This is a genomic window from Phycicoccus sp. M110.8, assembly GCF_032464895.1.
GTDB lineage: Bacteria > Actinomycetota > Actinomycetes > Actinomycetales > Dermatophilaceae > Pedococcus.
The window spans coordinates 1-23783 of record NZ_JAWDIC010000001.1; the positions used below are offsets into that span (position 1 = coordinate 1).

Below are 23783 nucleotides of genomic sequence, written 5' to 3' on the forward strand. Positions count from 1 at the left end.
AGACGAGGTTATTGGCATCGATTTTTGACACGCTGTTGAGTTCTCAAGGATCGGACGCGCACCTTTCGCAGACCTTGTCGGCCGGCGTCCGGGGCAACCCTTCAATCTTATGCTCTCCGTTTCCTTTTCCCAAATCCGCTTCTCGGCGGCGGAATCCGGTCTGGAGATTCCCCGTTCCTGGCTTCGGACGCGGTGAAGCGTTCGAGCAGTTCTTTCGGGGGTTCCAACCCGCGGGACCGGCCTTCTTCGCGGTGGTGACCGCGGTGGTGTCCGTTCCTCCCTGTCGGGCTGACGTCGAGAACATTAGACGGGGCCTCGCCGAAAAGACAAATCCGCTGGTCAGCGCCCTGCGGGGCGCCGGACCAGCGGATCGGTCGGGTGCGGGTCGGGGCGTCAGCCCGACCGACGTCCTGCCGCCAGGGACTTGCGGCCACGGCGCAGCAGGGCGACCTTGCCGTGCAGGAAGTCCCCCTCCCCCAGGACTCGCTCCGCGTCGGTGAGCTTCACGTTGTTCAGCGAGGCGCCTCCCTCGGAGATGGCTCTGCGCGCGGCGTTGCGCGAGTCGACCAGGCCCACGGCCACCAGCGCGTCGGTGACCGAGGTGCCCACCTCCACCGGGGCGCCCGGCAGCTCGGCCGTGGCATCGAGCAGCGTGCCCTCGTCGAGGGCGCCCACGTCCCCCTTGCCGAAGAGCGCCTCGGAGGCCGACTGCACCGCCGCCGTCGCCTCGGCGCCGTGGACGAGGGTCGTGACGTCCGCCGCGAGAGCCTTCTGGGCCTCCCGCAGGAACGGCTTCTCCGCCAGGGACTGCTCCAGCTCGGCGACCTCCTCCTGGGTGCGGTCGGTGAACACCTTGAGCAGGGTGACGACGGAGGCGTCCTCGACGTTGATCCAGTACTGGTAGAAGGCGTACGGGCTCGTCATCTCCGGCGACAGCCAGATGGCGTTGCCCGCGCTCTTGCCGAATTTCTCACCCGAGCTGTCGGTGAGCAACGGGGTCGTCAGCAGGTGCACCGACTTCCCCTCGACCCGGTGGATGAGGTCCGAGCCGGCGGTGAGGTTGCCCCACTGGTCGTTGCCGCCGGTCTGCAGCGTGCAGCCGAAGTCGCGGAACAGCTGCAGGTAGTCCAGCCCCTGCAGCAGCTGGTAGCTGAACTCGGTGTAGGAGATCCCCTCGTCGGAGTTGAGCCGCGCGGCGATCGCCTCCTTCTTGACCATCTGGTTGACCCGGAAGTGCTTGCCGATGTCGCGCAGGAAGTCCAGCGCCGACAGGCCCTCCGTCCAGTCGAGGTTGTTCACGAAGACCGCGGGGTTGTCCCCGTCCGTGGCCAGGAACGGGCGGACCTGGCGCTGGATGTTCGCCACCCACTCGGCGGTCTGCTCCTTGGTCTTGAGCACACGCTCCGCCGACGGCCGCGGGTCGCCGATGAGCCCCGTCGAGCCGCCCACCAGGCAGATGACGCGGTGCCCCGCGCGCTGGAGGTGGCGCAGCACCACGAGCTGGACGAGGTTTCCGAAGTGCAGCGACGGGGCCGTCGGGTCGAACCCGCAATAGGCCGTGATCGGTCCGTCGCCGAGGGCCTGGCGCAGCGCAGCCTCGTCGGTGGTCTGCGCCACCAGGCCGCGCCACTGCAGCTCGTCGAGAACGTTCGTCACGGTCGTCGGTCTCCTTCGGTCGGTGCGCCGCACCGCGCGGCACGGGCCAAGCCTGCCCTATGCGCCCCGGCGACGGGCGCGCGGTTTCGCTGCGCGGTACACCGAGACGCTCGGCTCGTCCGCCAGCCAGAAGCGCCACGGGTATGCCGTGGCGTCGCCGCCGGCGCCGCTCACCCCGACCCGGGGACCGGTCCTGATGCGGCCGGCGGGCACATGGGCGACGGGCGCGTGGAGGGCGATCCGGCCGTCCTCGGCGCAGGCGTCGGCGCCCGAGTCCTCGCCCCGCAGCCCGAGCGTCGTCGCCAGCCGCGCCGGCCCCCGGGTCCAGTCGCGCCGGGCGATCCCCGCGCGCCGTCCGGCTGCCACCTCCTCGCCAGCCACCACCTCACCGGCCCGTAGCAGCACCGCGCTGGCGTGGCCCTCGGAGCCGGTGACGACGTTGGCACACCAGTGCATCCCGTAGGTGAAGTAGACGTAGAGGTGACCCGCGCGGCCGAACATGACCTGGGTGCGGGGCGTCGGCCCGCGGAAGGCGTGGGACCCGGGATCGGACTCCCCGGCATACGCCTCGACCTCGGTGAGGCGCACGGTCACCGGACCGACGGTGAGGAACGTGCCCAGGAGCGCCGGCGCGACGTCGAGGACGTCCTCGGCGAAGAAGGACCGCTCGAGCCGCGGTCCGAGCCCGAGCGCGGCGTGCGGTTCGGCCTCGGTCAGCCCTTGCGCCGTCGGATCGTGTTGCCCAGCCACACGAGGGGATCGTAGTGGCGGTCGACGACGCGTTCCTTGAGCGGGATGAGGGCGTTGTCGGTGATCTTGATGTGCTCGGGGCAGACCTCGGTGCAGCACTTGGTGATGTTGCAGAACCCGAGCCCGTGCTTGGCCCGCGCGGCCGGGCGCCGGTCGGCGGAGTCCAGCGGGTGCATGTCGAGCTCGGCGATGCGCATGAGGAAGCGCGGGCCCGAGAAGGCGGCCTTGTTGTCCTCGTGGTCACGCACGACGTGGCAGACGTCCTGGCACAGGAAGCACTCGATGCACTTGCGGAACTCCTGGCTGCGCTCGACGTCGACCTGCTGCATGCGGTACTCACCCGGCGCCACGCCCTCGGGCGGGCTGAAGGCCTGGACCTCGCGCGCCTTCTCGTAGTTGAACGACACGTCGGTGACGAGGTCCTTCTCGACGGGGAACGTGCGCAGCGGCGTCACCGTGACCGTGTCGCCCTCCTCGAAGGTGCTCATCCGCGTCATGCACAGCAGCCGCGGCCGGCCGTTGACCTCGGCCGAGCACGAGCCGCACTTGCCGGCCTTGCAGTTCCAGCGGACCGCGAGGTCGGGGGCCTGCGTCGCCTGCAGGCGGTGGATGATGTCGAGCACGACCTCGCCCTCGTTGACCTCGACGGTGAAGTCCTGCAGCGCTCCCCCGTCGGCGTCGCCGCGCCACACCCGGAAGCTCCCCTGGTAGCTCATGCCCCGCTCCCTCCATGCCGCTGCAGCTCGGTCTCGGTGAGGTACTTCGACAGCTCGGAGCGCTCGAACAGCTCGAGCAGGTCCTGGCGGATCTCGGGGACGGGCTGGCGCCGCATCTCGATCCGCCCGTCGTCGGTCATGGTCTCGACGAGGTTGATCCGGCGCCACTCGGGGTCCATGGCCGGGAAGTCCTCGCGGGTGTGCCCGCCGCGGGACTCGGTGCGCTCCAGGGCCGCCATCGCGACGCACCGGCACACGGCCAGCATGTTGCGCAGGTCCATCGCCAGGTGCCAGCCCGGGTTGAACCGCCGTCCGCCGGCGACGACGACGCCGCGCGCCCGGGCGTCGAGCTCGTCGAGCACCTCGAGCGCCTCGCGGACCTCGTGCTCGCGGCGGATGATGCCGACGAGGTCGTTCATCTTCCGCTGCAGCTCGTGGTGCAGGTCATAGGGGCTCTGGCCGCCGTCCTTCGCGTCGAACAGCGACAGCGCAGCCCGCGTCGCTGCCGCCACCTCGGCCTCGGCCGGGGCGGGGTGGCCGCCGCCCTCGACGCCCTTGGCCCGCACGTAGTCGACGGCCCCGACCCCGGCCCGTCGGCCGAAGACCAGCAGGTCGGACAGGCTGTTGCCGCCCAGGCGGTTCGAGCCGTGCATGCCGCCCGCGACCTCGCCCGCGGCGAAGAGACCGGGGACGCTCGTCGCCGCGGTGTCGGCATCGACCTCGACACCGCCCATGACGTAGTGGCACGTCGGGCCGACCTCCATCGGCTCGGCGGTGATGTCGACGTCGGCGAGCTCCTTGAACTGGTGGTGCATCGACGGCAGGCGCCGGATGATCTCCTCCGCGGGGAGGCGGGTCGAGACGTCGAGGAAGACACCCCCGTGCGGCGAGCCGCGCCCCTCCTTGACCTCGTTGTTGATGGCCCGCGCCACCTCGTCACGAGGCAGCAGCTCGGGCGGTCGCTTGTTGTTGTCGGCGTCCTGGTACCAGCGGTCCGCCTCCTCCTCGGTGTCGGCGTACTGCGCCCGGAACACGTCGGGCACGTAGTCGAACATGAACCGCCTGCCCTCGGAGTTGCGCAGCACTCCCCCGTCGCCGCGCACCGACTCGGTGACGAGGATGCCCTTCACCGACGGAGGCCACACCATGCCGGTCGGGTGGAACTGGATGAACTCCATGTTGATGAGCGCCGCCCCGGTCCGCAGGGCCAGGGCGTGGCCGTCGCCGGTGTACTCCCAGGAGTTGCTCGTGACCGTGAAGGACTTGCCGATACCGCCCGTGGCCAGGACCACGGCCGGGGCGCGGAAGAGGAGGAACTCGCCGCTCTCGCGCCAGTACGCCAGCGCACCGGAGACCGCACCCGAGGCGTCCTTGAAGATGTCGGTCACCGTGCACTCGGCGAAGACCCTCAGCCGGGCGTCGAAGTCGCCGGTCGCGCGCCGGTCCTCCTGCTGCAGGCTCACGATCTTCTGCTGGAGGGTGCGGATCAGCTCCAGGCCGGTGCGGTCGCCGACGTGGGCGAGGCGGGGGTACTCGTGCCCGCCGAAGTTGCGCTGGCTGATCTTGCCCTCGGGCGTGCGGTCGAACAGCGCGCCGTACGTCTCGAGCTCCCACACCCGCTGCGGAGCCTCCTTGGCGTGCAGCTCGGCCATCCGCGGGTTGTTGAGGAACTTGCCGCCGCGCATGGTGTCGCGGAAGTGGACCTCCCAGTTGTCCTTGGGGTTGGCGTTGCCCATCGACGCGGCGATGCCGCCCTCGGCCATCACGGTGTGGGCCTTGCCGAACAGGCTCTTGCACACGACGGCCGTGCGCAGCCCCTGCTCGCGCGCCTCGATGGCGGCGCGCAGGCCGGCGCCACCGGCACCGATGACGAGGACGTCGACGTCGTGCGTCTCGAGGTCGGTCACGGGGCTCCTCAGTTGAGAATGCGCAGGTCGGAGATGGTGCCGGACGACACGAGCGCGATGTACGCGTCGGTGACGACGAGGCTGCCGAGGGTGATCCAGGCGAACTGCATGTGGCGCGCGTTGAGCTTGCCCACGAAGCCCCAGGCCTTGTAGCGCAACGGGTGCTTCGAGAAGTGGTTGAGCCGGCCGCCGACGATGTTGCGGCAGGAGTGGCAGCCGAGGGTGTAGCACCACAGCAGCACGACGTTCGCCAGCAGGATCAGCGTCCCGAGCCCGATGCCGAACCCGCCGTCCTTGCCGCGGAACGCGTGCAGCACGTCGTAGGTGTTGATGAGGCTGACGATGACGGCCGCGTAGAAGAAGTAGCGGTGCAGGTTCTGGGCGACCAGCGGGAACCGGGTCTCCCCGGAGTACGCACGGTGCGCCTCGGGGACCGCACAGGCCGGCGGGGAGAGCCAGAACGAGCGGTAGTAGGCCTTGCGGTAGTAGTAGCAGGTCAGCCGGAACAGCAGCAGGAACGGCAGCGTCAGCACCGCGAACGGGATGAGCGGCGGCCACTGCCCGAACGGCGTGCCGAAGTGCGTCGACCCCGGGACGCACGACGTGGACAGGCACGGCGAGGCGAACGGCGTGAGGTAGCCGTAGTCCGCGACGAAGTAGTCCTTCTGCGTCGAGGCCCGGATGAGCCCGTAGAGCAGCCAGGCCGTGAAGCAGACGAAGGTGACGAGCGGCTGGAGCCACCACCGGTCCTCGCGCAGGGTGCGGGCGGTGATGCGGGCGCGTCCGGGGGCGTGGACGCCTCCGCTGAAGGGTGCGCTCACGTCACTGGCCCCGGCGGTAGCCGACGCCCTCGTCCTCGACGTCCGACCACATCGCGGGGTCGTAGTCCTCGTCCGGGATGAACACGATCTCACCGGGTCCGCCGGCCCGGTCCTGCGAGCCGACCCCGGCGCCGCGCGCCACGAGGTCGACGTCGTCGGCGAGCCGCACGACGTCGTCGCGAAGCCGCTGGATGTCGATGGTGTTGCCGAGCTCCTTGGACAGGGCGGTCACCGCCCGTCGCAGTCCCGCCACGTGCCCTGCCGCCGCGGTGAGGTCGTCGCTGACACCCATGCCGTCATCCCTTCGAACGCCGGAGCGGGTCGGCTGTGACCCACGTCACCGAACCTAGCGAATGCTCGGTCCGATGTCCCGCATCCGGGACATCCGGTATGCCGTGGGCCCCCTGCGCGCGTGCCGGTCCCCCTGCTCCTGGCGCCCCCGGGTGGGGTCAGCGGACCTCGACGGGCCGGTCGGCCCAGGCGCGCGCCCGGGTGACGGCTGCGCCGAGCCGCTCCCTCTGCTCCGCGACGCGGGCGGGGGCGGTGCCTCCCTTGGCGTCCCGGGAGGCGAGCGAGCCCTCGACGGTGAGCACGCTGCGTACGCCCGGGGTGAGGTGGGGCGAGATCGCGGTGAGGTCGTCGTCGGTGAGGTCCCACAGCTCGATGCCCCGCTCCTCGCAGGCGCGCACACAGGCACCGGCCACCTCGTGGGCGACCCGGAAGGGCACGCCCTGGCGCACGAGCCACTCGGCCACGTCGGTGGCGAGCGAGAAGCCCTGCGGCGCCAGGGACGCGAGCCGGTCGGTGTCGAAGACCATCGTGTCGACCATGCCGCTGAAGGCGGGCAGCAGGACCTCGAGGGTGTCGACGGCGTCGAAGACCGGCTCCTTGTCCTCCTGCAGGTCGCGGTTGTAGGCGAGCGGCAGCGACTTGAGCGTGGTCAGCAGGCCGGCGAGGTCGCCGACGAGACGGCCGGCCTTGCCACGGGCGAGCTCGGCGACGTCGGGGTTCTTCTTCTGCGGCATGATGCTCGACCCCGTCGAGTAGGCGTCGTCGAGCGTGACGAAGGAGAACTCCTTGGTCGCCCAGAGGACGACCTCCTCGGCGAGCCGCGACACGTCGACGGCGGTCATGGCCGCGACGAACGCGAACTCGGCCACGAAGTCGCGCGAGGCGGTGCCGTCGATGGAGTTCTCGACGGAGGTGTCGAACCCGAGGTCGGCGGCGACGGCCTCGGGGTCGAGGCCGAGCGAGGAGCCGGCCAGCGCCCCGGATCCGTACGGCGACACGGCCGCGCGGGCGTCCCAGTCCTGCAGACGGTGGACGTCGCGCAGCAGGGCCCACCCGTGGGCGAGCAGGTGGTGCGCGAGCAGCACCGGCTGTGCGTGCTGGAGGTGCGTGCGACCCGGCATGGCGGTGTCGGGATGACGGGCTGCCTGCGAGAGCAGGGCGTCGACGACGTCGAGGACGAGGGCGGCCACGGAACGGGCGTGGTCGCGCAGGTACATCCGGAACAGCGTGGCGACCTGGTCGTTGCGCGAGCGCCCGGCCCGCAGCCGGCCCCCGACGTCGGCCCTGGCGCGCTCGATCAGCCCGCGCTCGAGCGCGGTGTGCACGTCCTCGTCGTCCTCGGCCGGCACGAAGGCGCCCGCCTCGACGTCGGCGGCCAGCCGGGCCAGCGCGTCCAGCATCGCCTCGAGCGAGGCGTCGTCGAGCAGCCCGGCCGCGTGCAGCACGCGGGCGTGGGCCCGCGACCCGGCCAGGTCGTACGGCGCGAGCCGCCAGTCGAAGTGCGTCGACTTGCTCAGGGCGGCCAGCGCGTCGGCCGGACCCCCTGCGAAGCGTCCGCCCCAGAGGCTGACCCGCTCGTTCACCGCTGCTCCTCGTTGTTCGTCGTGGTGCCCGCCAGTGCGAGCAGGTGGTCGGCGACCCTCCGCGAGGCGGCGGCGCCGGTCGTGATGACCATGATGGTGTCGTCGCCGGCGATGGTGCCGAGCAGCCCCTCGATGCGGGCGTGGTCGATGGCCGAGGCGAGGAAGTTCGCCGCTCCGGGAGGGGTGCGCAGGACCACGAGGTTGTGCGACGGCTCGGCGGTGACGAGCAGCTCGGAGCAGACCCGGCGCAGCCGGGAGCTCACCGCCTGCGCCCCCTGGGCCGGGCGGGCCGTGGGGTCGCCGCCCTCCCCCGGCACGGCATACACCAGCGTGCGTCCCGAGCGGACCTTGACGGCGCCGAGCTCGACGAGGTCGCGCGACAGGGTCGCCTGGGTGACCTCGACGCCGTCCTGGGCGAGCAGGTCGAGCAGCTCGGTCTGCGAGCGGACCTCGGTGCGCCCCAGGATCTCGACGATGCGCTGGTGGCGAGCGGTCCGGGTGGCGGCGATGCTCACCGGTGCCCCGCGACGGGCCGGCCCACGTGTCCTCGGCGCGACGTCACGCGGACTCCTCGACGAGGAAGGACAGGAGGGCCTTCTGGGCGTGCAGCCGGTTCTCCGCCTCGTCCCAGACGACCGACTGCGGTCCGTCGATGACGGCCGCCTCGACCTCGAAGCCGCGGTAGGCGGGCAGGCAGTGCAGGAAGATCGCCTCGGCATCGGCCTGCGCCATGAGGGACTCGGTGACGGCGAACGGCACGAACGGGCTGGCGCTGCCCTGCCGCTCGCCCTTCTGCGCCTCCATGCCCATCGAGACCCAGGTGTCGGTGACGACGACGTCGGCCCCGGCCACGGCCGCAGCGGCCTCGTCGACCACGACCACCGAGCCGCCCTGCTCGGCGGCGAGCTCCTCGGCACGGGCGAGGACCGCGGCCTGGGGCTGGTGCGACCCGGGGGTCCCGATGCGGACGTGCATGCCGGCCAGGGCGCAGCCCAGGAGGTAGGAGTGGGCCATGTTGTTCGCGCCGTCGCCGACGTAGGCCAGGGTCAACCCCGCGAGCACGCCCTTGCGCTCGTTGACGGTCAGCAGGTCGGCCAGGATCTGGCAGGGGTGGAAGTCGTCGGTGAGCGCGTTGACCACCGGCACCCCGGCGAACGCGGCCATCTCCTCGATCCGGTCCTGGCCGTACGTGCGCCAGACGATCGCCGCGGACTGCCGCCCGAGGACCCGCGCGGTGTCGGCGACCGACTCGCGGACCCCGATCTGCGCCAGGGCGCCGTCGACGACGAGCGGGTGGCCGCCGAGCTGGGCGATGGCACCCGTGAACGACACCTGCGTGCGCAGCGTCGGCTTGTCGAACACGACCGAGACGACCTGCGGGCCGGCCAGGCTCTGGCGTGAGAACGGCGCCGCCTTGAGCTCGGCCGCGCGGGCCAGGACCAGCGCCTGCTCCTCGGCGGTGAGGTCGTCGTCGCGCAGGAAGTGGCGGAGGGTCACGAGGTCTCCTTCGGGGTCGGCTCGGGCGGGGTGGACGCGGCGTCGAGGAAGGCGGGCAGGGCGGCGACGAACGCGTCGACCTGCTCGGTCGTGATGACGAGCGGTGGCGCCAGCCGGAGCGCGTTCGGCGCGACGGGGTTCACGATGAACCCGCCCTCGCGCGCCGCGGCCGCGACGGCGGGGGCCACGTCGGCGGCCAGGGTGATCGCCCTCAGCAGGCCCGCACCCCGCACCCCGGTGACGAGGGGGTGGCCGAGGGCGGTGACGGCCGCGACGAGGTGCTCGCCGACCTCCCGGACGTGCGCGAGCAGGCCCTGCGACTCGATCGTCTCCAGGACGGCGAGCCCGGCGGCCGCGGCCAGCGGGTTGCCGCCGAAGGTCGAGCCGTGCTGCCCCACGGTGAGCATCCCGGAGACCTGCGGACCGAAGGTGACCAGCGCCCCGATCGGCACTCCCCCGCCGAGTCCCTTGGCCAGGGTCATCGCGTCCGGGACGATCCCCGCCTGCTGGAAGGCGAACCACGTGCCGGTGCGGCCGACCCCCGTCTGGATCTCGTCGACCACGAGCAGGGCACCGTGGGCGGTGGTGAGCTCGCGCGCCAGCCGCAGGTATGCCGGGCCCGGGCTCAGGACCCCGGCCTCGCCCTGCACGGGCTCGAGGACCACGGCCGCGGTCTCGTCGGTGACGGCCGCGCGCAGCGCGTCCTCGTCGCCGTAGGGCACGTGCGTGACGCCGGGGATCAGCGGCTCGAACGGCTCGCGGTAGGCAGCCTTGTGCGTGAGGGCGAGCGCCCCGGTGGTGCGGCCGTGGAAGGCGCCCTCGGCGGCGACGATGCCCGAGCGCCCGGTGCGGCGGGACAGCTTGATCGCTGCCTCGATGGCCTCGGCGCCGGAGTTCGCGAAGAAGACGGCGGACCCCTCGGGCGCCTCGGCGACCTGCAGGATCCGCTCGGCCAGCTCGACCTGGGCCGGGGAGGTGAACAAGTTGGAGACGTGGATCGCCTCGGCCGCCTGCTTGCTCACCGCGGCGACGAGGGCCGGGTGGCCGTGGCCGAGGGCGTTGACGGCGATGCCGCCGACCAGGTCGAGGTAGCGGTTGCCGTCGACGTCCCACACCCAGCAGCCGTCGCCGTGGGACAGCACCAACGGGGGACGTCCGAAGACCCCGAGGACGGACCGCTGGTAGCGGTCGAGGAGCTCGTCGTTGTGGGTGCCCATCAGGACCTCTCCTCGTCGGGGACGATCATCGTGCCGATGCCCTCGGAGGTGAACACCTCGAGCAGCAGCGAGTGCGGCTGGCGGCCGTCGACGACGTGCGCCTGCGGGACGCCCTGCTCGACCGCACGCACGCAGGCCTCGAGCTTGGGGATCATCCCGGCGTCGACCCGGGTCAGCAGCTCCTTGGCCCCGCTGACCGACAGCGAGGACAGCAGCGAGTCGCGGTCCGGCCACGCGGCGTACACGCCCTCGACGTCGGTGAGGACGACGAGCTTGCGCGCCCGCAGGGCGACGGCGAGCGCCGCGGCGGCGGTGTCGGCGTTGATGTTGAGGACCTGGCCGTCGACGTCGAGGTCGGGCGCCACGGTCGAGACGACTGGGATGCGCCCGGCGTCGAGGATGTCCTGCACCGCGCCGGGGTCCACCTCGACGACGTCGCCGACGAGGCCGAGGTCGACGTCCTCACCGTCGACCGTGGTCCCCCGACGGCGGGCGCCGAAGAGCCCGGCGTCCTCACCGGAGAGGCCGACGGCGACCGGGCCGTGCTGGTTGAGCAGGCCGACCAGCTCTCGCCCGACCTGCCCGGTCAGGACCATGCGCACCACGTCCATGACCTCGGGCGTCGTCACGCGCAGGCCGCCGCGGAACTCGCTCTCCAGACCGAGGCGGTCCAGCATCGAGGCGATCTGCGGGCCACCGCCGTGCACGACCACTGGCCGCAGCCCGGCATACCGCAGGAACGCCACGTCCTGGGCGAAGGCGGCCTTGAGGGTGTCGTCGGTCATGGCGTTGCCGCCGTACTTGACCACGACGAGGGCACCGCGGAAGCGCTCGAGCCACGGCAGCGCCTCGACCAGGGTCTGGGCCTTGGCCTGGGCGACGCGCAGGGCGGCGGCGCCGATGTGGCCGCGGACGGTGTTGGCCGTCCGCGGGGGTGCGGGGGGCTGGTTCGGGGTCATGTCGAGTAGGCCGAGTTCTCGTGGACGTAGTCGTGGGTGAGGTCGTTGGTCCAGATCGTCGCGGCCTGCGCGCCCGCGTGCAGGTCGACGAGCACGTGCACCTCCCGGCCGGTGAGGTCCACGAGGGACCGGTCCTCACCGACGCCACCGGACCGGCACACCTGCACACCGTTGATGGCGACGTCGAGCTGATTCGGCTCGAACGCCGCGCGCGTGGTGCCGACCGCGGCGAGCACGCGTCCCCAGTTGGGGTCGTTGCCGAAGACCGCGCACTTGAACAGGTTGTTGCGGGCGATGGAGCGCCCGACCTCGAGGGCGTCGTCGACCGAGGCGGCGCCGACCACCTCCACTGCGATGTCGTGGTGGGCGCCCTCGGCGTCGCCGATGAGCTGCCGCGCCAGCGAGGCGCACACCTCGGTGACGGCGTCGGCGAGCTCCTCGGTCGAGGGCCGCACCCCGGAGGCCCCGGACGCCATGAGCAGCACGGTGTCGTTGGTCGACTGGCACCCGTCGGAGTCGACCCGGTCGAAGCTGACGGCCGTGGCGGCACGGAGCACGCCGTCGAGCTCGCCCGGCTCGACCACCGCGTCGGTCGTCACCACGACCAGCATCGTCGCCAGGGCGGGGGCGAGCATCCCCGCCCCCTTGGCCATGCCCCCGACGGACCAGCCGTCGCCTGCAGCGGTGGCCTGCTTGTGCACCGTGTCCGTCGTCTTGATGGCGACCGCAGCGTCGTCCCCGCCGTCGGCGGCGAGGGCAGCAGCTGCGGCGTCGACGCCGGCCAGCACCTTGGCCATCGGCAGCAGCTCGCCGATGAGGCCGGTCGAGCAGACGACGACGTCGCCGGCGGAGATGCCCAGCGCCCCGGCGACGTGCTCGGCCGTGGCGTGCGTGTCGGCGAAGCCCTGGGGCCCGGTGCACGCGTTCGCGCCGCCGGAGTTGAGGACCACCGCGTCCGCCCGACCGTCGCTGACGACCTGCCGGGACCACGTCACGGGTGCCGCCTCGACCCGGTTGCTCGTGAAGACCGCGGCGGCGTGGTGGGTGGGCCCGTCGTTGACCACGAGCGCGAGGTCGGGGGCGCCCGACGCCTTGAGCCCTGCGGTGACACCGGCCGCGCGGAAGCCCCGAGGAGCCGTGACGCTCACGACGCGCCCCCGGACAGCCGGGCCGGAGCGGCCGTGTTCCCGTCGCGCTTCCACAGCGCCATCGCCTCGTCGGCGTGCTGGGCGTCGACGAGGATCCAGTCGGTGTCGAAGGTCGACATCGCCAGGATGCTGATCCCCTGGGTGGCCAGCGGGTCGAGCAGGCCGGCGAGCACCCCGACGGTGGAGAAGTCGAGCGGGCCGGCGATCTCGAACGCCGTCAGCGGCCCCTGGGCGCGAGCGCCCGCAGGGACGGCGTCGTGCGCGCACACGACCGAGGTCTCGCTGTCGGTGTAGGTGACGGACGCGAGCGGACCGGTCCGCCAGTCGAAGTCCGGCTCGGTCCCGGCCGGCAGGCGGACGAACGCCACCTCGACCGCGTGCCTCATCAGGTGCAGGGGCAGACTCATGGTGCGACTCCAGCGATGGGAAGCCCGGTGGTCTCGGGCAGGTCGAGGGCGAGGTTGGTGCACTGCACGGCTGCCCCGGCCGTGCCCTTGGTCAGGTTGTCGACCGCGGCAACGGCCACGACCCGGCCGACCCGCTCGTCGAGCACCACCTGGACGTGGACGCAGTTGCTGCCGAGGACGCTCGCCGTCGACGGCCACTGCCCCTCGGGCAGGACGTGGACGAACGGCTCGTCGGCATACGCCTCCACCCAGGCCGCGCGCACGGTCTGCGCGGACGCGCCTCCTGCCACCGGGGCGGTGCACGTCGCCAGGATGCCGCGCGGCATCGGCGCGAGCGTCGGCGTGAACGAGACCGTCACGTCGTCGCCGGCCACACCGCGCAGGTTCTGCTCGATCTCCGGCGTGTGGCGGTGCACGCCGCCGACGCCGTACGGCGACATCGCCCCCATCACCTCACTGCCCAGCAGGTGCGCCTTCGCGGACTTGCCGGCGCCCGAGGTGCCCGAGGCCGCGACGACGACCACGTCGTGGGGGGCCAGCACCCCGGCGGCGTAGCCGGGCGCGAGCGCGAGGCTCACCGCGGTCGGGTAGCACCCGGGCACGGCGACACGGGGCGTGCCTGCCAGGGCCGCGCGCTGCTTGCCTCCCGGGACGCAGAGCTCCGGCATGCCGTAGGCCCACGAGCCCGCCCAGGGCGTGTCGTAGAAGGTCGTCCAGGCTTCCGCGTCCCGGAGGCGGAAGTCGGCGCCGCAGTCGACGACGACCACGTCGTCCGGCAGCTCGGCGGCGATCCGAGCGGAGTGGCCGTGCGGCAGGGCCAGCACGACGACGTCGTGGCCCGCGAGCGTCTCGGCCGTCGTGTCCTCGACGACCCGGTCGGCCAGCGGTGTCAGGTGCGGGTGGACCACAACCAGCGGTTGTCCAGCACTCGACGCGGCCGTGACCGCACCCACCTCGAGCTCGGGGTGGCCGAGCAGCAGCCGCAGGACCTCGCCTCCGGCATACCCGCTCGCACCGGCAACTGCCACTCTCCGCATGTGCATGACCATACAGGCTCACGGATGGGCATGCACAGGCATCCGCTCCTCGGACACCGGCCGGCGGCCGCGGACCCGGGCTAGCTCAGCGGGTCGTCCTCGCCCCAGCGCAGCAGGCCCAGGGTGCGGTCACCCTCGCCGATGCCCTGCTCGGCCCGCTCCTGCAGGGACTCCACCGTGTCGACCCCGGCACGGACCATACGGCCCGTCCACGCGTCGAGCTGCCCGTCGGCCATCGCGAGGAGCAGCGCGGTGACCTCCTCGGGCGAGGTCCACTCGGTGCGGTCCTCGTGCGCCTTCATGGCGAGCGTCATGTCGGTCTGCACGACGCCGGGGGCCAGGTCGAAGGCCCTGACGCCGTGCTCGCCGCCGATCCCCGTGGCCGCGGTCAGGCGGGCCAGGGCGCCCTTGCTGACGTTGTAGGCCGTGGCGATGTCGTAGTTCCGGTACGCGGCGCCCGAGTTGATGTTGACGATCCGCCCACCCGTCGCCGCGAGGTGCGGCAGGGCGGTGCGGGTCATGAGGTACGGACCGCGCACGTTGACCTCGACCGTGTGCCACCACTCGTCCGGGTCGCTGTCGGCCAGCGGTACCTCCTCGTCGATGACCCCGGCGTTGTTGACCAGCAGGTCGAGGCGACCGTGGCGCGCCACCACGTCCGCCACCCACCGCTCGACGGCGGCCCGGTCCGTCACCGGGGCGACGGCCGTGGAGCCGCGCTCGACGACCCACCCGGCGGCCTCCAGGGCGTCCGCGACGTGGCGGCCGATGCCGCGGGAGGCACCCGTGACGACCGCGACGCGGGCGGTCACCGCTGTACCGCGCCGGTCCGCCGCCCGGCCTCGGCGACCGCGGCGTCGCGGAGCGCGGAGACCTCGTCGGTGGTCAGCGTGCGCGAGGTCGGGCGGAAGGTGAGCCGGTAGGCCAGCGACTTGCGCCCCTCACCGACCTGCTCGCCGCGGTAGACGTCGAACAGCACGAGCGACTCGAGCTCCGGGCCCGCACCGGCCGAGAGCGCGCCCTCGACGTCGGCCGCGGGGACCGCCTCGTCGACGACCAGCGCCACGTCGGTGTGCGCCACCGGGAACGTCGACAGTGCCGTCGCGTCGTGCGGCGTGCCGCTCGCGGCGACCAGGACGTCGACGTCCAGCTCCCCGGCGACGGTGCGGGCCGGCAGCTCGAGAGCCGCCACGACCTTGGGGTGCAGCTCGCCGGCGTAGCCGACGACCGTGCCTTCCTCGAGGGTCAGCTGGGCGCACCGGCCGGGGTGCCACGGCGCGCGCTCGGTCGCCCGCACCCGCAGCTCGAGCCCGAGCGCCTCGCCCACCGTGAGGGCCCAGGCGACGGCGTCCGAGGTGTCGACGGGGCGGGCGGGCCGCCAGGGACCACCGCGCTCGGCCTCGCCGGAGGCGGCGTATGCGACGTGGCGCGGCTGGGCGGGCACCGCGCCGGTGATGGCGGCGAGGGTCGCGTCGTCGGGGCGTGACTCGGTGGCCGGCACCGGGGCCGACAGGGGCTCCTGGGGCGCCTGCGTCACTAGCCCCACCTCGTACACCGCGACGTCGCGCGTACCGCGGGCGACGTTGCGGCGCAACGTGTCGAGCAGGGAGTCCAGCACCGACGTACGCATCAGCGGCGCCTCGTCGGAGAGCGGGTTGGCCAGCCGCACGGCACGCCTGCGCGGGTCGTCCGCGGCATACGCCAGCGCGTCGAAGAGCCCCGGCGCGACGAACGGGTAGCTGAGGACCTCGGTCAGCCCCTGGTGCGCGAGGGTCGTCGCGACGAGGCGACGGACGCGCTGTCCGTGGGTGAGGCCGCGCCCAGCGGACTTGGGCTGGGGCAGCACCGAGGGGATCTGGTCGTAGCCACGGACGCGCGCGACCTCCTCGACCAGCTCGGGGCCGTCGGTCAGGTCGGGCCGCCACGACGGGGGCCGCACCAGCACGGTGTCACCCTCCCCCTGCTCGACCTCGCAGCCGATCGCGGCGAGGGTCGAGAGGACCTCCTCGCGCGGGTACTCGAGGCCGACGTAGCGCGTGGGCAGGGTGGTGTCGAACTCGAACGGCTCCCGGGGCACGCGGTGGTCGACGTCGGTGTGTGCCGTGTCGGCCGTGCCCCCGCCGTGCTCGACGAGCAGGTCGACGGCGAGCTGCGCCGCGGCCGCGGTCACGTCCGGGTCCACGCCCCGCTCGAACCGGCGCGACGCCTCGGTCGTGAGCCGGTGCCGGCGGGCCGACCGGGCGACGGTGACCGGATCGAAGTGGGCGGCCTCCACGAGCACGTTCGTCGTGGTGCCGGACACCTCGGAGGACGCGCCACCCATGACCCCGGCGATCGCAAGGGGGGTGTCGGCACCGTCGACGATGAGGAGGTCCTCGGGGTCGAGGACTCGCGCCACGTCGTCGAGCGTGGTGAGCTTCTCCCCCACCCGGGCGCGGCGGGTGCCCACCGAGCCCGACAGGGTGTCGAGGTCGAACGCGTGCAGCGGCTGGCCGAGCAGCATCATCACGTAGTTGGTGACGTCGACGGCGAGGGAGATCGGGCGCATGCCGACCTGCGTGAGCCGTTTCTGCATCCACTGCGGGCTCGACGCCGAGGTGTCGACGCCGCGGACCACCCGTGCGATGTAGCGGTCGCAGCCCTCGCGGCCGTCGATCGGCGCCTCGTCGGTGAGGTGCACGGCATACCCGCCCTCGCCCGCGGGCGCCACGTCGAGGTCGGCCGGGTCGCGGTAGGCGACCCCCTCGGACAGGGCGTACTCCCGCGCGATGCCGCGCATCGAGAAGCAGTAGCCGCGATCGGGCGTGACGTTGACCTCGACGACCTCGTCGGCCAGACCGAGCAGGGCGATGGCGTCGTCGCCGGGCCGCAGCGCCGCGGCCGCCTCCTCGCCGAGCAGTTCGGACAGGACGATGATCCCGCTGTGGTCCTCGCCGAGGCCGAGCTCCTTCGCCGAGCAGATCATGCCGTTGCTGACGTGGCCGTAGGTCTTGCGCGCCGAGATCTCGAAGCCGCCGGGCAGGACGCCGCCCGGCAGGACGACCACGACGAGGTCGCCGGGGCCGAAGTTGTGTGCGCCGCAGACGATCTCCTGGGCCTTGCCCTCGGTGAGCCGCTGGCCGTTCTCGCCGACGTCGACGGTGCACCAGTTGATCGTCTTGCCGTTCTTCTGCGGCTCGGGCTCGACGGTCAGGACGCGACCCACGACGAGGGGCCCGGAGATGTCGCCGCCGTGCAGCCCCTCCTCCTCCAGGCCGACCCGCACCAGCGAGGCGGCGACGTCGGCACCGGTGGCGTCGGCGGGCACGTCGGTGAGCTCGCGCAGCCAGGACACGGGCGCGTACATCAGATCTCCATTCCGAACTGCTGGGAGAACCGCACGTCTCCCTCGACGATGTCGTGCATGTCGGCGACGTTGTGGCGCAGCATCAGCGAGCGCTCGACGCCGAGCCCGAACGCGAACCCGGTGTAGCGGTCGGTGTCGACGCCGGCCGCGCGCAGGACCCGCTGGTTGACCATCCCGGAACCACCGAGCTCGATCCACCCGGTGCCACCGCACGTGCGGCAGGAGGCGCCGTCGAGCGTGCCCGAGCCACCGCACACCCAGCAGCGGCAGTCGATCTCGGCGCTCGGCTCGGTGAACGGGAAGTAGTTGGGGCGCAGCCGGGTCTCGATGCCGTCGCCGAACAGCCGCTGCACGAACGCGTCGAGCGTGCCCTTGAGGTGGGCCATCGTGATGCCCTCGTCGACCACGAGCCCCTCGAACTGGTGGAAGACCGGGGTGTGGGTGGCGTCGAGGTCGTCGGTGCGGAAGACCTTGCCGGGGCACAGGACGTAGACCGGCGGCTCGTGCGTCAGCATCGTGCGGACCTGCACCGGCGAGGTGTGGGTGCGCAGGACCAGCCCGGAGCCGGCGGGCTCGACGAAGAAGGTGTCCTGCTCCTGGCGGGCCGGGTGGTCGGCGCCGATGTTGAGCGCGTCGAAGTTGAGCCACTCGGCCTCGACCTCGGGGCCCTCGGCGATCTCCCAGCCCATCGCGACGAAGATGTCCTCGACCCGCTCGGACACCAGGCTGATGGGGTGGCGGGCGCCGATCGGGCGCCGGGGCACGCGGACCGTGACGTCGACGGCCTCCTCGACGAGGATGCGGGCGTCGCGCTCGGCCTCGAGCTCGGCCTGGCGGCGGGCCAGCGCCTGCCCGACGCGGCCCCGGGCCTGGCCGACCCGCTTGCCGGCCTCGGCCTTCGCGCTCGGCGGCAGCGCGCCGATCTCGCGGTTCGCCAGGGCCAGCGGGCTCTTCTCCCCCTGGTGGGCCAGGCGCGCTGCCTTGAGCTCCTCCAGGGTGCCGGCGGCGGCGATGGAGGCGACGGCGTCGTCCACGGCCTGCTCGATGGCCGCCGGGTCCAGCGCGGCCACCTCGACGGGGTCGTACTGCTTGTTGGGTCCGGACATGTCCTTCATCTCTGCTGGGGGCGCGGCTCCCCGAGTCTAGGGGCGCCCGCGCACGGCTTCCCCACGTGGGGCGGGTGGCGGAGGAGCCTTCGGACGCGGGCCGCCGGACGGCGAAGGAGGTGTGCCGGGGAGTCGCCGCGGGATGTGCCGCGGGACGGTTCGGGGCGCCCTCAGCGCAGCACGGCGGCCGCGTCCGAAGGCGCGGTAAATCGCAGCGTGCTGCCGGTCATGGCACCAGCGTGGCGGGAAACCGCGGCGAGGCGCAACGGCGTTCCACGTGGCGACCTCTGCCCGAGGGGGCGCCGCCCGCCGCGGTGTCAGCGCCCCGGGTCCGTGAAGGCGTGGTCGAGCACCATCCGCCGTGCCGCGAGCGCACCCTCGAACGCGGCGAGCTGGGCGGCCTGCGCCGTCGAGGTGGCGTCGCCGGCGGCGTAGATGCCCGGCACCGACGTGACGAACAGCGGCAGCGTGGGGTCGGGGACGGCGTAGTCCTTGCGCACGGCCACGTAGGCGCCGAAGGTGAGGTCGAGCCCGAGGACGCGGACGAGGTCGGTGGGTCGTTGTTCGTTGTGGACGTAGACCGTGCCGACGTCCGCGGTCGAGCCGTCGGCGAACTCCAGCTCCTGCAGCACCCCGTCGTGCCCGTGCAGCGCCACCACCGGGGCCTCGTGCAACGACACACCGGCCGCGCCGAGGACCTCTCGCGCCGTCGACGTCGGCTCCCATCCGGGCGCCGCGAGGGCCACGAGGGATGTGGCCCACCGCCCGTGGAAGCGCAGCATCTCGGCGAGCAGCACGTCGTCGCCGATGACCACTGCTGCCGGGCGGGTCCGCGCCTCCCAGCCGTGGCAGAACGGGCACTGCACGACGGAGGTCCCCCAGTAGGCGTCCACGTCCGGGAGGTCCGGCAGCACGTCCACCACGCCGGTGGCCAGCAGGACGCGCCTGGCCTGCCAGCTGCGGTCCCCCGCCCACACCGTGAACCCGCCCTCGTCCTGCCGGTTGACGCGGTCGACCCAGGCCTCGGCGAGCTCGACCTCGGGGTAGCGGGTCAGGTCGTCACGTAGCCGCTCGCGGAACACCGGCAGGGGCACACGGTCCAGGCCGGCATACCCGTTGACGTGCTGCGCCCGGGCATTGCGCGGCACCCCCGCGTCGAGGACGAGCGTCGTGGCGCACGCCCGCGCGAGCTGCTGGGCCGCGCTCAGGCCCGCCGGTCCCCCACCGACCACCACCGCGTCGTACATGGGAGCGGACGCTAGCGACCTCACCCGGCCGCGTCGTCGTGCATCTGCACGAGAAGGCCGTCGACCTGCCTCAGGTGAGGTACTCGGGCGCCGTCGAGGGCAGGCTGAGGCGGAACTGCGCCCCACCCGAGGGCGCGGAGCCGACGACCACGCGCCCACCGTGGGCCTCGACGAGGCCACGTACGACGTACAGCCCGAGTCCGGTGCTCCCCCGCCCCGAGCCGTGCCAGAACCGGCTGAACACCAGGGCGCGGTGGTCCTCGGGGATGCCCTGGCCCTCGTCGCTCACGACGATCTCGACGCCCTCGTCGCCGCGCCCCTTGGCCACCATGGCGGCCCGCGCCTCGGGACCGGCAGGCACCGCGGCCAGGGTGACGACGCCCTCGCCGTGGCGCACGGCGTTCTCGAGCAGGTTGGACAGGATCTGGTCGAGCCGGTCGGGATCGGCCCAGACCTCGGGCAGGTCCTCGGCGACCTCAATCGCGAACCGGTCGCGCTCGAGCCCGCTGGCCACCGCCCGCTCCACGTGCCGGTGGAACACCGAGGAGACGTCGAGCGGCAGCGGCCGGATCTGCAGCCGCCCGGAGTCGATCCGGGACACGTCCAGGAGCTCGGTGATGAGCCGGGTGACGCGGTCGGCGTCGGCCTCGATCGTCTCGAGCATGAGGCGCTTCTGCTCGTCGGTGAACCGGTCCCAGCGCCGCAGCAGGGTCGAGGAGAAGCCCTTGACGCTGGTCAGCGGGGAGCGCAGCTCGTGGGCGACGGTGGAGATGACGGCGGCGTTCTCGGCCTCCTGGCGGCGGCGGTAGAGCGCGTCGCGCATGAGGATGTTGACCCGGTTCACGGGCTGGTTCCGGCCAGGGCGGAGGTACTTCGCGGTCACGAGGACCTCGCGGCCGTTGTGCCGCAGCATCAGCATCTTCTCGCGGTGGCCGGTGCGGATCCGCAGGCCGCCCCACGGGTTCGTGGTCTCCCACCACGAGCTGCCGTCGCTGTCCTGCAGGTCGACGGCCTCGCGGATGTCCGCGCCCACGACCTCCTCGCGCGGACGGCCCAGGATGCGGCCGGCGCGGCTGTTGAGGAACAGGATCCGGGCGTCGCCGTCGGCGGCGACCAGCCCGTCGGGGATCAGCTCGGCTGCGATGCCGGCGGACTCGTTGTCCATGAGCATCCCGGGCGTGAACTCCATGGCGGGACCCTAGCCGTTCTGGGCGCTCGCCGAGGCGTAGAGGCAGACGGTCGCGGCCATGGCGAGGTTGAGCGACTCCGCGTGGCCGTAGATGGGCACCCGGACCACCTCGTCGCACTGTGCCCGGGTCTCCTCCGGGAGCCCCCACGCCTCGTTGCCCATGACCCAGGCATGTGGGCCGACCAGGTCGACGTCGCCGAGGACCCGGTCACCCGCCCCGTCGGCCGCGAGCGTGCGTATGCCGGCGGCGCGCAACCGCTGGACCGTGTGCTCGAGGGCGAGCCCGGTGACGACCGGCAGGTGGAACAGCGACCCGGCCGTGGACCGGACGACCTTGGGACCGAACACGTCGACGGAGGCGTCGGTGACGAGCACCGCGTCGGCACCGACCGCGTCGGCACCGCGGATCACGGTCCCGGCGTTGCCGGGGTCCCGGACGTGGGTGAGCAGGACCAGCAGCCGCGGGCCCCGCTCGAGGACCTCGTCCAGGCCGGCTGCCAGGACCCGGCACACCGCGGCCACCCCCTGGGGCGACCCGGTGTCGCACATGGCCGCGAGGACCTCCTCGTCGACCTCGTGCACGTGCAGGCCCGCCGCCAGCGCGGGCTCGAGGATGTCCGCGGCATACCGCTGCGCGGCGGCGGGCGTGGCGTAGACGTCGACCACGCAGTCCGGGCGGTGGTGCACCGCCTCGCGCACGGCCTGGGGGCCCTCGGCGAGGAACCGGCCGGACCGATCACGCACCGAGCGCCGGGACAGCGCCCGCACCGCCTTGACCCGGTCCGACCTGGGGTTGGTCAGGGGGGCGCTCAGCGGGGGCATGTCCCGGCGCTCGGTGTGCGCTGAGGTGGAGCTCAGGCGGTGGCGTCGGCGGTCGCCGGCACGTTGGCCCGGGCGATCTCGACGAGCGCGGCGAAGGCGGCCTCGTCGTTGACGGCCAGCTCGGCCAGCATGCGACGGTCGACCTCGATCTCCGCGGCCTTGAGGCCCTGGATGAAGCGGTTGTAGGTCATGCCGTTGGCGCGGGCGCCGGCGTTGATCCGCTGGATCCAGAGGCGACGGAAGTCGCCCTTCTTGGCCCGGCGGTCACGGTAGGCGTACCCGAGGGAGTGGGTGACCTGCTCCTTGGCCTTGCGGTACAGGCGCGAGCGCTGACCGCGGTAGCCGCTGGCCCGCTCGAGGACGACCCGGCGCTTCTTCTGGGCGTTGACCGCCCGCTTCACGCGTGCCACGTGAGTTCTCCTTGCTTGGTTCTAGACGATCCGGAGCTGCTGCTGTGCTGAGCCCGGTGCTGCTGTCAGGGGTGGGCTCGGCTCAGCGGCCGAGGAGCTTCTTGACCTTCTTGGCGTCCGGCTTGGACACCTCGACGTCGTTCGCGATCGAGCGCATGTACTTCGAGGACTTGTGCTCGAGCAGGTGGCGGCCGTTGGTCTGCTCGCGCATGACCTTGCCCTTGCCGGTGATCCGGAAGCGCTTCTTGGCGCCAGAGTGCGTCTTGTTCTTCGGCATGGCTGCCGATCTCCTTCTGTCCGACGTGGTCGTCTGGTGGGTGGTGCTCGGGTGGTTCGGGGGGCCTACTCGGCCGGGGCCTGCTCCGCTGCCGGGGCGTCGGCGACCGGCGCCTCGGCGGCCGGCGCGTCCGCAGCCGCTGCGGGCTGCTCGGCGGCGGGCGTCTTGCGGGCGCGGCGCTGCTCGGCCATCGCCTCGGACTTCTTCTTCGTCGGCGCCAGCACCATGATCATGTTGCGGCCGTCCTGCTTGGGGGCCGACTCCACGGTGCCGAGCTCGATGACGTCCTCGGCCAGGCGCTGCAGCAGCCGGAAGCCCAGCTCGGGGCGGGACTGCTCGCGGCCGCGGAACATGATCGTCACCTTGACCTTGTCGCCGCCCTTGAGGAACCGCTCGACGTGGCCCTTCTTGGTGCCGTAGTCGTGCGGGTCGATCTTCGGGCGGAGCTTGATCTCCTTGATGACCGTGTTGACCTGGTTCTTGCGGGCTTCCCGGGCCTTCATGGCGGCTTCGTACTTGAACTTGCCGAAGTCCATGAGCTTGGCGACGGGAGGCTTGGCCATCGGGGCCACCTCGACGAGGTCGAGGTCGGCCTCGGCGGCCAGCCGCAGCGCGTCCTCGACGCGCACGATGCCGACCTGTTCTCCGTTGGGACCAACCAACCGCACCTCCGGTACCCGGATGCGGTCGTTGATGCGAGGCTCGCTGATGGGTGTCTCCTTGTGCTGGGATCCAGGGTCGTGTCCGCGACAACGAGAAAGGCTTCCCGTCGCCGTTGCGCGGAAAGCCTCACCTGGTCCGTCTCGGGGTCCACCGAGGGCCGGTATGCCGTGGAGCTCGCGCCCCGCGGCATACGCCTCGGTGACCTCGGGAACCCGGCGACCTGGTGGTCGTCGCGGGTGGAAGCAGGTGCTGCTTCACTTGCACACCGTCCCCCTCGTGGAGGCCTCCGCTGGAGTCCCCCGGCGCTGGGCACGGCCGGTCGATCTGCAAGGCTACCAGCGTGAGCACGCAATCTCCCAATCCCGACGGCACCCCCCTCGGCACCGACCCCACCGAGCAGGCCACCCGCGACATCGCGGAGGTCCCGGCCGTCGAGGTCATCACCACCGCCGCCATCCACCTCATGTCGGCCGCCGCCGTCAAGTGCGGGCTCGCCGAGGGGCCGGACGCCGCCGAGCACCTCGACCTCGACGAGGCCCGCCGGCTGATCAACGCCCTCGCCGGCCTCATCACCGCCTCGGCGCCCGACCTCGGCAGCCAGCACGCCGCCCCCCTGCGCGACGGGCTCAAGTCGCTCCAGCTCGCCTTCCGCGAGGCCTCGGTCATCCCGGACCCGCCCGGGCAGGGGCCGGGCGAGAAGCTCACCGGCTCGGTCGTCTGACCCGGCGGGCTGC

24 protein-coding genes are annotated in these 23783 nt (G+C 72.6%); 1 reads left to right on the plus strand and 23 read right to left on the minus strand.

The annotated features are described in order from the left end of the window. Positions 1 to 393: 393 nt before the first annotated feature. The 23 genes from tyrS to infC all read right to left on the minus strand — a co-directional run bounded on the left by tyrS (position 394) and on the right by infC (position 23096). Entirely contained in the window at positions 394 to 1656 is a 1263-nt protein-coding gene (gene tyrS / locus RKE38_RS00005) for a tyrosine--tRNA ligase (protein WP_316005419.1), read from the minus strand. Positions 1657 to 1713: 57 nt separating this feature from the next. Beyond that, positions 1714 to 2373, minus strand: coding sequence for a DNA-3-methyladenine glycosylase (locus RKE38_RS00010; RefSeq protein ID WP_410055444.1), 660 nt, complete (start codon positions 2371 to 2373; stop codon positions 1714 to 1716). After that, positions 2370 to 3122: a succinate dehydrogenase/fumarate reductase iron-sulfur subunit gene (locus RKE38_RS00015; RefSeq protein ID WP_316005421.1), complete on the minus strand. Its 753-nt coding sequence runs from the start codon at positions 3120 to 3122 to the stop codon at positions 2370 to 2372. The genes RKE38_RS00010 and RKE38_RS00015 overlap by 4 nt, the downstream gene beginning before the upstream one ends. Continuing rightward, positions 3119 to 5029: a fumarate reductase/succinate dehydrogenase flavoprotein subunit gene (locus tag RKE38_RS00020; protein WP_316005422.1), complete on the minus strand. Its 1911-nt coding sequence runs from the start codon at positions 5027 to 5029 to the stop codon at positions 3119 to 3121. The genes RKE38_RS00015 and RKE38_RS00020 overlap by 4 nt, the downstream gene beginning before the upstream one ends. Positions 5030 to 5037: 8 nt before the next feature. Next, positions 5038 to 5850, minus strand: coding sequence for a hypothetical protein (locus RKE38_RS00025; protein WP_316005423.1), 813 nt, complete (start codon positions 5848 to 5850; stop codon positions 5038 to 5040). 1 nt (position 5851) lies between these two features. Beyond that, positions 5852 to 6142: a hypothetical protein gene (locus RKE38_RS00030; RefSeq protein WP_310157790.1), complete on the minus strand. Its 291-nt coding sequence runs from the start codon at positions 6140 to 6142 to the stop codon at positions 5852 to 5854. A gap of 157 nt (positions 6143 to 6299) precedes the next feature. Further along, complete coding sequence (argH, locus tag RKE38_RS00035) at positions 6300 to 7724, minus strand: argininosuccinate lyase (RefSeq protein WP_316005424.1); 1425 nt, start codon at positions 7722 to 7724, stop codon at positions 6300 to 6302. Further along, positions 7721 to 8239: an arginine repressor gene (locus RKE38_RS00040; protein ID WP_316005425.1), complete on the minus strand. Its 519-nt coding sequence runs from the start codon at positions 8237 to 8239 to the stop codon at positions 7721 to 7723. The genes argH and RKE38_RS00040 overlap by 4 nt, the downstream gene beginning before the upstream one ends. Positions 8240 to 8282: 43 nt before the next feature. Further along, positions 8283 to 9221 (minus strand): ornithine carbamoyltransferase, encoded by a 939-nt coding sequence (argF, locus tag RKE38_RS00045; protein ID WP_316005426.1) that lies wholly within the window; start codon positions 9219 to 9221, stop codon positions 8283 to 8285. Next, on the minus strand, positions 9218 to 10438 hold the full coding sequence (locus tag RKE38_RS00050) for an acetylornithine transaminase (RefSeq protein WP_316005427.1): 1221 nt from the start codon (positions 10436 to 10438) through the stop codon (positions 9218 to 9220). Before RKE38_RS00050 ends, argF begins: the two co-directional genes overlap by 4 nt. After that, positions 10438 to 11397 (minus strand): acetylglutamate kinase, encoded by a 960-nt coding sequence (gene argB / locus RKE38_RS00055; RefSeq protein WP_316005428.1) that lies wholly within the window; start codon positions 11395 to 11397, stop codon positions 10438 to 10440. The genes RKE38_RS00050 and argB overlap by 1 nt, the downstream gene beginning before the upstream one ends. Beyond that, a complete protein-coding gene (gene argJ / locus RKE38_RS00060; protein WP_316005429.1) occupies positions 11394 to 12545 on the minus strand; it encodes a bifunctional glutamate N-acetyltransferase/amino-acid acetyltransferase ArgJ in 1152 nt (383 codons plus the stop codon). Before argJ ends, argB begins: the two co-directional genes overlap by 4 nt. Continuing rightward, positions 12542 to 12952, minus strand: a complete 411-nt coding sequence (locus tag RKE38_RS00065) for an ACT domain-containing protein (RefSeq protein WP_310157805.1) — start codon at positions 12950 to 12952, stop codon at positions 12542 to 12544. Before RKE38_RS00065 ends, argJ begins: the two co-directional genes overlap by 4 nt. After that, entirely contained in the window at positions 12949 to 13989 is a 1041-nt protein-coding gene (gene argC / locus RKE38_RS00070; RefSeq protein WP_316005430.1) for an N-acetyl-gamma-glutamyl-phosphate reductase, read from the minus strand. The genes RKE38_RS00065 and argC overlap by 4 nt, the downstream gene beginning before the upstream one ends. An 80-nt stretch (positions 13990 to 14069) precedes the next feature. Then, the gene (locus RKE38_RS00075; RefSeq protein ID WP_316005431.1) at positions 14070 to 14801 is read right to left on the minus strand and encodes an SDR family oxidoreductase; all 732 of its coding nucleotides are present in this window, start codon (positions 14799 to 14801) and stop codon (positions 14070 to 14072) included. Beyond that, on the minus strand, positions 14798 to 17335 hold the full coding sequence (gene pheT, locus RKE38_RS00080; protein ID WP_316005432.1) for a phenylalanine--tRNA ligase subunit beta: 2538 nt from the start codon (positions 17333 to 17335) through the stop codon (positions 14798 to 14800). Before pheT ends, RKE38_RS00075 begins: the two co-directional genes overlap by 4 nt. Continuing rightward, positions 17335 to 18441, minus strand: coding sequence for a phenylalanine--tRNA ligase subunit alpha (pheS, locus tag RKE38_RS00085; protein ID WP_316005433.1), 1107 nt, complete (start codon positions 18439 to 18441; stop codon positions 17335 to 17337). Before pheS ends, pheT begins: the two co-directional genes overlap by 1 nt. 317 nt (positions 18442 to 18758) lie before the next feature. Next, entirely contained in the window at positions 18759 to 19688 is a 930-nt protein-coding gene (locus RKE38_RS00090; protein ID WP_316005434.1) for an NAD(P)/FAD-dependent oxidoreductase, read from the minus strand. Positions 19689 to 19758: 70 nt separating this feature from the next. Beyond that, entirely contained in the window at positions 19759 to 20877 is a 1119-nt protein-coding gene (locus RKE38_RS00095; protein ID WP_316005435.1) for an ATP-binding protein, read from the minus strand. A gap of 9 nt (positions 20878 to 20886) precedes the next feature. Then, positions 20887 to 21699, minus strand: a complete 813-nt coding sequence (locus RKE38_RS00100) for an RNA methyltransferase (RefSeq protein ID WP_316005436.1) — start codon at positions 21697 to 21699, stop codon at positions 20887 to 20889. A gap of 32 nt (positions 21700 to 21731) precedes the next feature. Beyond that, positions 21732 to 22109 carry a 50S ribosomal protein L20 gene (gene rplT / locus RKE38_RS00105; RefSeq protein WP_310157819.1) on the minus strand — a complete coding sequence of 126 codons (378 nt, stop codon included), beginning with the start codon at positions 22107 to 22109 and terminating at the stop codon, positions 21732 to 21734. Between the two features lie 82 nt (positions 22110 to 22191). After that, a complete protein-coding gene (gene rpmI, locus RKE38_RS00110; protein ID WP_316005437.1) occupies positions 22192 to 22386 on the minus strand; it encodes a 50S ribosomal protein L35 in 195 nt (64 codons plus the stop codon). 65 nt (positions 22387 to 22451) lie between these two features. Beyond that, positions 22452 to 23096, minus strand: coding sequence for a translation initiation factor IF-3 (infC, locus tag RKE38_RS00115; protein WP_316007564.1), 645 nt, complete (start codon positions 23094 to 23096; stop codon positions 22452 to 22454). A 293-nt stretch (positions 23097 to 23389) separates the two neighbouring features. Here infC and RKE38_RS00120 point away from each other — a divergent pair, with 293 nt between their 5' ends. Continuing rightward, positions 23390 to 23770 carry a DUF1844 domain-containing protein gene (locus tag RKE38_RS00120; protein WP_410055414.1) on the plus strand — a complete coding sequence of 127 codons (381 nt, stop codon included), beginning with the start codon at positions 23390 to 23392 and terminating at the stop codon, positions 23768 to 23770. Positions 23771 to 23783: the final 13 nt, after the last annotated feature.

Coding starts and splice junctions, on each gene's coding strand:
- RKE38_RS00015 (WP_316005421.1), bottom strand. CDS start 3,122: ATGAGCTACCAGGGGAGCTTCCGGGTGTGGCGCGGCGACGCCGACGGG.
- RKE38_RS00030 (WP_310157790.1), bottom strand. CDS start 6,142: ATGGGTGTCAGCGACGACCTCACCGCGGCGGCAGGGCACGTGGCGGGA.
- RKE38_RS00050 (WP_316005427.1), bottom strand. CDS start 10,438: ATGGGCACCCACAACGACGAGCTCCTCGACCGCTACCAGCGGTCCGTC.
- argB (WP_316005428.1), bottom strand. CDS start 11,397: ATGACCCCGAACCAGCCCCCCGCACCCCCGCGGACGGCCAACACCGTC.
- RKE38_RS00065 (WP_310157805.1), bottom strand. CDS start 12,952: ATGAGTCTGCCCCTGCACCTGATGAGGCACGCGGTCGAGGTGGCGTTC.
- argC (WP_316005430.1), bottom strand. CDS start 13,989: ATGCGGAGAGTGGCAGTTGCCGGTGCGAGCGGGTATGCCGGAGGCGAG.
- pheT (WP_316005432.1), bottom strand. CDS start 17,335: ATGTACGCGCCCGTGTCCTGGCTGCGCGAGCTCACCGACGTGCCCGCC.
- pheS (WP_316005433.1), bottom strand. CDS start 18,441: ATGTCCGGACCCAACAAGCAGTACGACCCCGTCGAGGTGGCCGCGCTG.
- RKE38_RS00090 (WP_316005434.1), bottom strand. CDS start 19,688: ATGTACGACGCGGTGGTGGTCGGTGGGGGACCGGCGGGCCTGAGCGCG.
- RKE38_RS00095 (WP_316005435.1), bottom strand. CDS start 20,877: ATGGAGTTCACGCCCGGGATGCTCATGGACAACGAGTCCGCCGGCATC.
- RKE38_RS00100 (WP_316005436.1), bottom strand. CDS start 21,699: ATGCCCCCGCTGAGCGCCCCCCTGACCAACCCCAGGTCGGACCGGGTC.
- rpmI (WP_316005437.1), bottom strand. CDS start 22,386: ATGCCGAAGAACAAGACGCACTCTGGCGCCAAGAAGCGCTTCCGGATC.